This is a genomic window from Microbulbifer mixtoriginis (SeqCode) (assembly GCF_052467945.1).
Genome location: NZ_CP174328.1, coordinates 4,710,157 through 4,717,500 on the forward strand (window position 1 = coordinate 4,710,157; position 7,344 = coordinate 4,717,500).

The 7,344-nt window shown below is 53.3% G+C and carries 7 protein-coding genes; 4 read left to right on the forward strand and 3 right to left on the reverse strand.

The window, feature by feature from the left end; all coding sequences use genetic code 11:
- Positions 1-12 precede the first annotated feature (12 nt).
- Positions 13-1,833, reverse strand: coding sequence for a chloride channel protein (locus tag ACJJIJ_RS20470; RefSeq protein ID WP_444938298.1), 1,821 nt, complete (start codon positions 1,831-1,833; stop codon positions 13-15).
- Positions 1,834-1,929: 96 nt separating this feature from the next.
- Between ACJJIJ_RS20470 and argC the strand changes: the two genes are divergently transcribed.
- The 4 genes from argC (at position 1,930) to erpA (ending at position 4,769) form a co-directional block, all read left to right on the forward strand.
- Positions 1,930-2,982, forward strand: a complete 1,053-nt coding sequence (argC, locus tag ACJJIJ_RS20475) for an N-acetyl-gamma-glutamyl-phosphate reductase (RefSeq protein WP_444938299.1) — start codon at positions 1,930-1,932, stop codon at positions 2,980-2,982.
- Between the two features lie 63 nt (positions 2,983-3,045).
- A complete protein-coding gene (locus ACJJIJ_RS20480; protein WP_444938300.1) occupies positions 3,046-3,777 on the forward strand; it encodes a DUF6776 family protein in 732 nt (243 codons plus the stop codon).
- Between the two features lie 33 nt (positions 3,778-3,810).
- Complete coding sequence (locus ACJJIJ_RS20485; protein WP_252084393.1) at positions 3,811-4,254, forward strand: bactofilin family protein; 444 nt, start codon at positions 3,811-3,813, stop codon at positions 4,252-4,254.
- A gap of 161 nt (positions 4,255-4,415) precedes the next feature.
- A complete protein-coding gene (gene erpA / locus ACJJIJ_RS20490) occupies positions 4,416-4,769 on the forward strand; it encodes an iron-sulfur cluster insertion protein ErpA (protein WP_020411471.1) in 354 nt (117 codons plus the stop codon).
- Positions 4,770-4,789: 20 nt separating this feature from the next.
- On the opposite strand, the gene ACJJIJ_RS20495 is transcribed toward erpA, so the two are convergent.
- On the reverse strand, positions 4,790-5,899 hold the full coding sequence (locus ACJJIJ_RS20495) for an anhydro-N-acetylmuramic acid kinase (RefSeq protein WP_444938301.1): 1,110 nt from the start codon (positions 5,897-5,899) through the stop codon (positions 4,790-4,792).
- Positions 5,900-5,913: 14 nt separating this feature from the next.
- Positions 5,914-7,296 carry a peptidoglycan DD-metalloendopeptidase family protein gene (locus ACJJIJ_RS20500; RefSeq protein ID WP_444938302.1) on the reverse strand — a complete coding sequence of 461 codons (1,383 nt, stop codon included), beginning with the start codon at positions 7,294-7,296 and terminating at the stop codon, positions 5,914-5,916.
- Positions 7,297-7,344: the final 48 nt, after the last annotated feature.

Below are 7,344 nucleotides of genomic sequence, written 5' to 3' on the forward strand. Positions count from 1 at the left end.
AAACGGAAACGATTATTTCCGGTAAAAGTTATCGATCTGTAGCGGCAGAATAATGCCCGCGATGCGATTGTCCAGAGAACCGCTCTGATGGCGGCTGATGTAGAGAGCGTCGGCACCGGTTTTTTTCAGTTCCTGCTGGGCCTCCAACATAGTGGCCCGCCAATTTAATTCCGCCATTTGTTTGCGCTCACCGGGAATTTTTAACAAATCAATGGTTGCTGCTTTTTCCCCGATTTTTTGTTCGTGCTCAACAAGAGACTCTTCACTTCCCTCCTCTCCACTGCCCTGGAGGAATGTAGCCAAGTCAGCGGCGCGTAAGAGTTCAGGCGGTTTTTCATTAGATAGGTCGATCAATATCCATTGGGGGTGTTGTGCGATGTAACTCTGTGCCTGCGCTACAGTAATTTCCTGTTGAGCAACAATAAAACGCCGATCCATTTGACTTGCAACACCCACACCACTGAGCATCTGCTGTCGCCAGGTTGGGGTACCGGCCTTGTCTAATGCACGCAGTGTCTCCAGGTAAATTCCCTGGGTGCCGAAAAATTGTCGACTGATCAAGGTGGCTACCACGATCATCATCATGCCGGGGAACAGCACATTGGGGTTGTAGGTCAATTCGAGAATAGCGAGTAGGGCGGCGAGGGGTGCGTTGAGCATGGCAGCCATCATTGCTGCCATACCCACCATGGCGTAAAAGCCAGGGCTCGCGGTGTGCTCACCCAGCCACATATTGGCAAGGCCGCCGGCGATGCCACCGAGACAGGCACCGAGGATCAGACTGGGTCCAATGACGCCTCCGGGAATACCCAACCCGGACCCTAGAGCGGTGGCAACCAGCTTGGCCGCAACAATAACCACCAAAGTGTTTACGCCCAACTCTCCCAGCATGGCCATTTGCAATGTGTCGTAGCCCCCACCGAGAATTTCTGGAACCCAGATTCCTATGGTGCCTGTCACCAGTCCGACCACTAAAAAACGCAATAGTGGGGAGCGATTATTCTGCTTGGTGAGTTTGCGGTGGGCCAATATGAAAAGTGCAGCCAGAAAGCCGATAGCCAGTGCACACAAAAATAAAATTGGCAGTTCGGCCAGGGAGTTGAGATGGATTGCCGGCACATTAAAGTCTGGTTCGCGCCCAAAAGTGAGCTGGGTGATTGCGCTCCCAGTTACCGCCGCCAACATAACCGGTAAAAAACCGGCCACGGAATATTCCAGCATTACCACTTCCATAGCGAATACCACACCGGCCAGGGGGGTGTTGAAAGAAGCGGCAATCGCGGCGGCAACACCACAACCGAGCAGGTTGCGCGCAGAATTATTGGGTAGTCGCAGTGTGCGGGCTAACCAGCTACCGCTGGCGGCACCCAGATGTACAGCTGGGCCTTCTCGCCCGACCGAATGCCCGCTAATTAAGGCGATGGCACCGGCGAAAAATTGCAGTATTGCGTTGGATATCGGCATATTGCCCTGGTGGTTATAGAGACGGTCGAGCACATGCACTACACCGACGTCGTAGCGCTTGGGGCTGAGCGCCAGGTAAATAACCCCGATGAGTAGAGAGCCGATTATCGGTAGGGCAAACCGCCACTGTGGGGGCAACGACTCATAATTTTGGGGGACTGAAAGAAAAAAAGTTGTCGGCCACTCCATAGCAAAACGGAATAACACTGTGACTCCACCGGCGAGTGCTCCGGTAATCAAAGCCATGCCAAGCAGTGGCGCCAGGGCTTCCCGGGCAGAGAGTTGCAGGCGGATCTGTTCCAGGCCGTTTGTCTTTGGTAAGTAACGGCTCAGGGTGCTTTTAAGTGAAATCCTGGGGCGCTGTGACACCGCACATCCTTCAAGGTCCGGGGCTTGTGTTAGAGTGCTTGGCTGATTTTATGATTATCGTCTCAATTGACGAATTTATCGGGAGAGTTTTGCAAGGTGATTAAGGTAGCAATTGTCGGAGGCACCGGCTACACGGGAGTGGAACTGCTGCGGATTTTGGCGACACATCCTCAGGTAAAGGTAGCCGCAATCACCTCACGATCCCTGAAGGGAACTCCTGTCGCTGAATTATTTCCCAGTCTGCGTGGTCATTATGACCTGGCTTTTTGTGAACCGAATGTTGAGCAGCTGGCTAGCTGTGATCTTGTATTTTTTGCGACTCCCCATGGAGTTGCACAAGCGCAGGTGCCGGCGCTGATTGAACGCGGCGTGCGGGTGGTCGACCTCTCCGCTGATTTTCGTCTCAAGGACATCCCCTCCTGGGAAGCCTGGTACGGTCAGCAGCACGCAGCTCCGGCCTTGGCCAAGGAGGCGGTTTACGGGTTACCCGAAGTCAACCGCGCCGATATTGCAGCTGCGCAACTGGTGGCTTGTCCCGGTTGCTATCCCACTGCGATTCAGTTGGGCTGGATCCCTCTAGTGGAAGCGGGGGTAGTGGAACCATCAGAACTGATTGCCAGTGCGGCCAGTGGTGCTAGTGGTGCCGGGCGTCAGGCCAAGACCGATCTAATTCTGGCGGAAAATAGCGATAACTTCCGTGCCTACTCCGCTGCGGGCCATCGCCATTTACCAGAGATTGAGCAGGGGCTGCGGAATATACAACCACTCGGTGCCAACCCAGTAAAGGTGACATTTGTGCCGCACCTACTTCCTATGGTCAGGGGCATCCACGCCACACTTTTTGCTAAAACCAGCTCCTCAGCGAGCCTGTCGGCAAGTGAATTGCAGATGCTATTTGAGCAGCGCTACAAAGATGAGCCCTTTGTGGATGTATTGCCGGCTGGAAGTCACCCTCAAACCCGTAGTGTGCGCGGAACAAATATGTGCAGGATTTCCGTGATGCAGCCTCAGGATCGGGATACCCTGGTGGTAATGTCGGTGATCGACAATCTTGCCAAGGGCGCCTCGGCTCAGGCGGTCCAAAATATGAACATTATGTTTGGCTTAACTGAGACGTTGGGCTTGGAGAGCCCTGCGCTGCTGCCTTAAAATCAAAAAATTACGACAACCGGCAACTCCGGTTTGGCCCCAGCGAATTTTATGGAGCTCAAAGTGAAAGGCAGCAAGCAGTACCGTATGAAAGTGGTGCCTCATCGCCCCTTCTCTGGCGTGATTGCCGTAGGTGGAGTCACCTTGTTGGTTTTGGTCACCGCTGCTGGCTCTTATTTTGCGGGCCAATACCATCTACGTAAAAACCTCGATGAAAAGACTCTGGAGTACACCCGGGTGCTGGAGAAACTCGAGGCGCTTAATAGCGAGAATGAAGCGTTGCGCCTGCGTGCAGCTACCGCCGAGCAGTCTTTGGTAATCGGTGAGCAGGCCAGTGAAGCGGTGCGAACTGAGTTGGTACAGAAAGAGAGTCAGATTGCCGAGCTGAAGAAGGAAATCTCTTTTTATCGAGGGGTCATGGCGCCAGCAGAAGGAGGGGAAGGGGTTTCAATTGGACGTTTTATTCTCTCTCAGACTGCTGATGCGCGCAGCTATCAGTACAAGCTGCAAGTGCAGCAGTCGGCAGCGCGCCGCAATGTAATCAAGGGGGCTGCCACTTTTACAGTTGTGGGCCGTCAAGATGGTGAGCCAATGCGCTACGCCCTCAAAGACTTATCGGAGCAGGTGGATACAGAGTCTATACCGCTGCGTTTTAAATATTTTCAGAACATTGAGGGTGAGTTGAGCCTACCGGAAGGATTTATTCCAGAGGGTGTGGAGCTGTCGCTCAAATCCAGTGGGCGCACGGGTTTCAATATTGAACAGCGCTACGGCTGGTTGGTACAGAAAAGCTAGCATTGATGCCAAAGGCATGAGGTTTTAGGGATTATGTTAAGAAAAAAAGAGAAGCACGTAACTATGGCCAGCACTGGTAGTAACCATACCACTCTGATCGCGCGCCAGACGGAAGTCACCGGCGATATACACTTTCGCGGTAACCTGGTAATCGAGGGCAAAGTAAAGGGCAATGTTTCCGCTCATAGCGACAGTGATGCCCGCTTGCAGATTGTCGAGGGTGGCGTTATAGAGGGAGAAATCCGCGTGCCCCAGGTGGTCATCAATGGTAATGTGAGTGGAGATGTATTTGCTGCCCGCCATTTGGAATTGGCCTCCAAGGCGATGGTAGAGGGCAATGTACACTACAAGTTGATTGAGATGATGAAAGGTGCCCAGGTCAATGGCGCCTTGGTTTCCAATGCCGACCTCAGTTCTGCGGGTGAGCCCCCTATGATTGGTTATTCCGAAGACGAGACGGTGATAGAAGCCTCTTAAACTAAACCTTAAATTACTGCCCCAGTTCTCACTGATGCTGGGGTCTGTTGTGCCAAATACTTGACTGATTTGCTGGGTTTAAGCAAGATGACGCCCCCGAGGCTGTGCTCAGTATGGTTTTTATACGAGCTGCGAACGTCCCGATGAGTTGAGAGAGACTTATGTCAGAAGCTGTATCCTTTTCTCCTGCACCACTAGTGGTCACCGATAAAGCGGTGGCTAAGGTCAAGAGCCTGTTGGAAGAGGAGGGCAACCCGGAATTAAAGCTCAGGGTCTTTGTAACCGGTGGCGGCTGCTCTGGATTCCAGTACGGCTTTACCTTTGATGAACTGGTTGCCGAAGACGATGCCATTATCGAAAAGGATGGTATCCAGGTGCTGGTTGATGCGATGAGTTACCCCTATTTAGTGGGTGCCAATGTGGACTACGAGGAGGGACTAGCCGGTTCCCGCTTTGTGGTGCAAAACCCCAATGCCTCTTCGACCTGTGGCTGCGGCTCATCTTTCTCAATCTGAGCCGCTCGTCAGCTAGCCGCTTAAGGGGGATAGATAGCCCCTAGCACGGCTTCTTTTTTTGCTCCGGTCACACCGGGGCAATTACCGGGCAGGCCGAGTAATGTCTGCCGTGCCAGCCAGGCAAAGCCCACTGCCTCAAGCCAATCGGCATCAATACCATAGGTGCCGGTATCGGCAATCGACCAAGTGGGCAACCGCCTCTGCAACCTGGATAACAAATCCTTATTCCTGGCCCCGCCACCGCATATTAGCAACTCTCCACCATCAGCGAATGAATGCACGGCTTCAGCAATACTCGCAGCGGTAACTTCCGATAGAGTTGCCTGTACATCTGCGGGAGCTAACTCTAGCCCAGCCAGGGCCTGTTCTAGCCAGTTGGCATTGAAAGTTTCACGCCCTGTGCTCTTGGGAGGCTCAGCGGAAAAGTAGGGGGCTGACATCAAACGATTGAGCAACTCGGGACTTACGCGTCCGCTGGCTGCCCAGCCGCCGTCCCGATCGAAAGGTTGTTTTTTGTGCAGACCTACCCAGTAATCCAGTAGGGCATTGCCGGGGCCAGTATCGTAACCACAAATGCTGCCATCGGCTTTCAGCTCGGTGATATTGGCCATGCCGCCAATATTGACAACGGCACGGTTGCCTTCGGTTTTGAATGCGGCGCGGTGGAAGGCGGGCATCAATGGTGCCCCTTGGCCTCCCAGGGCCATATCGCGTCGACGAAAATCTGCGATAGTGCTGATACCCGTCAGTGCCGCAATGGTGTTGGGGTCGCCCAACTGTAGGGTAAAGGGGGAGCTAACGGTGCCGGGTGGCCGGTGCCTGACAGTTTGTCCGTGGCTGCCGACTGCGGTGACATCGCTCGGTTCTATACCGGCACGAGCTAATAGGGTATTCGTTGCCTCGGCAAATACTTGGCCGAGCTGTCGATCCAGCTGCCCCGCACGGTCTAATTCTGAGGGGCCTGGAGAGCATAGAGCGAGGATGGCACTGCGCATTGAAGGGTGGATAGGGTGGCTTAGAGCTGCCAGGATGCGCGGCTTGATTTTCTCTTCGCCGCCAAAGTCGACCAGTACCGCGTCGATAGCATCGACGCTGGTACCGGACATCAGGCCGATAAAAAGATCGGACATAAAATAGTGCTTGTTTAGTTGTCGTCTTCGAGTTTTGCCAGGGCGGGGCCCTGATAATTTTCCAGCTTAGCCAGCAGCGGCTGGGTTTGGTTTTTAAAGCGCGTCATTTCCGCTGAGGGCACAGACTTGGCCTTGGGCAGTTTACGCACGATCGTGGCCGGGTTGCGGTGTCTGCCGTCTACCAGGAATTCATAGTGCAAATGAGGGCCGGTAGCATAGCCAGTAGAGCCGACAGTGCCAATAACCTGGCGCTGTTTTACTCGCTGGCCTCTCTTCACTTTGCGCTTTGTTAGGTGTAAATAGCGGGTAACGTAGCGTTCGCCATGCTGAATAAATACAAAGTTGCCATTGGGCTTACTGTAGCCGGATGCAATGACTCGGCCGTCGCCCGTTGAGTAAACTGGAGTGCCGCGCGGAGCCGCATAATCCGTACCGTTGTGAGGACGACGCGACTTGAACACTGGATGTAGACGACGAGGATTAAAGTGTGAGCTGATACGCACTATATCCAATGGCGTGCGAATAAACGCCTTGCGCATGCTTTTACCTTCAGGTGTGAAGTAATTGGCATCGCCACTACTATCGACATAGCGAACTGCGCTGTAAGTATTTCCCTGATTGGTAAAGCTGACCGCGAGAATCGGACCATTGCCGATTTTCTCGCCGTCGAGGAATTTTTCTTCAAACATCACACTGAAACTGTCGCCTTTGCGAATATCCAATGCGAAATCGATATCCGAACTGAAGACATCGGCCATTTCCATGATCAGGCTATCGCTCAAACCGGCATCACTACCGGCAACAAATAATGAGCTATCAATTTGTCCCTGGCGATAAGCGGGATGGCTGTCGGGTTCACGCTGGACTAAATCGTGTTGGAACCTGCTTTCCGCATCGCGGGTAAATCTGACCTGGCTGAGTTGGTCTTTTTGCAGCGCTAAACCCTGCAATTTTCCATCCGCATTGACTGTAAAGGTCAATTCTTCGCCAGGATTAAGTCGCGCTAATTTTTTCGCTTCTTTGCCACTACCCAGTAGCTGATACATCTCCCCGGCGCTTACTTTGGCGCGCTTAAACAGATCGGATAGCGTGTCACCATTACGTACGGTCAAGCTTAATGACTGTACTTTAGCCACAGCCGCTGTGGCTAATGCAATACCTTGCTCGGGAGCAACTTTCTCAACATGCACGGGTTGCTGATCGGTCACGGTCTCTTCAGTTGAAGATAAATTGACGGGAAGCGGCATACGCTTGGCTTCCACTTCCGGCGTTGGAATAAAAACTGCCAACACCAGCACACAGGCCGCGGCACTAGCCGTGAGCGCATGTACGCGGGGAAAATGTTTGGGCAAGGCGCCTATACGGACACGGGATGTCGGTTTGCGATGATTCTGCATGGTATTAACGGGCGGCGCCGGCTGTGGTTGTTATCTGCGCTTGGAGTA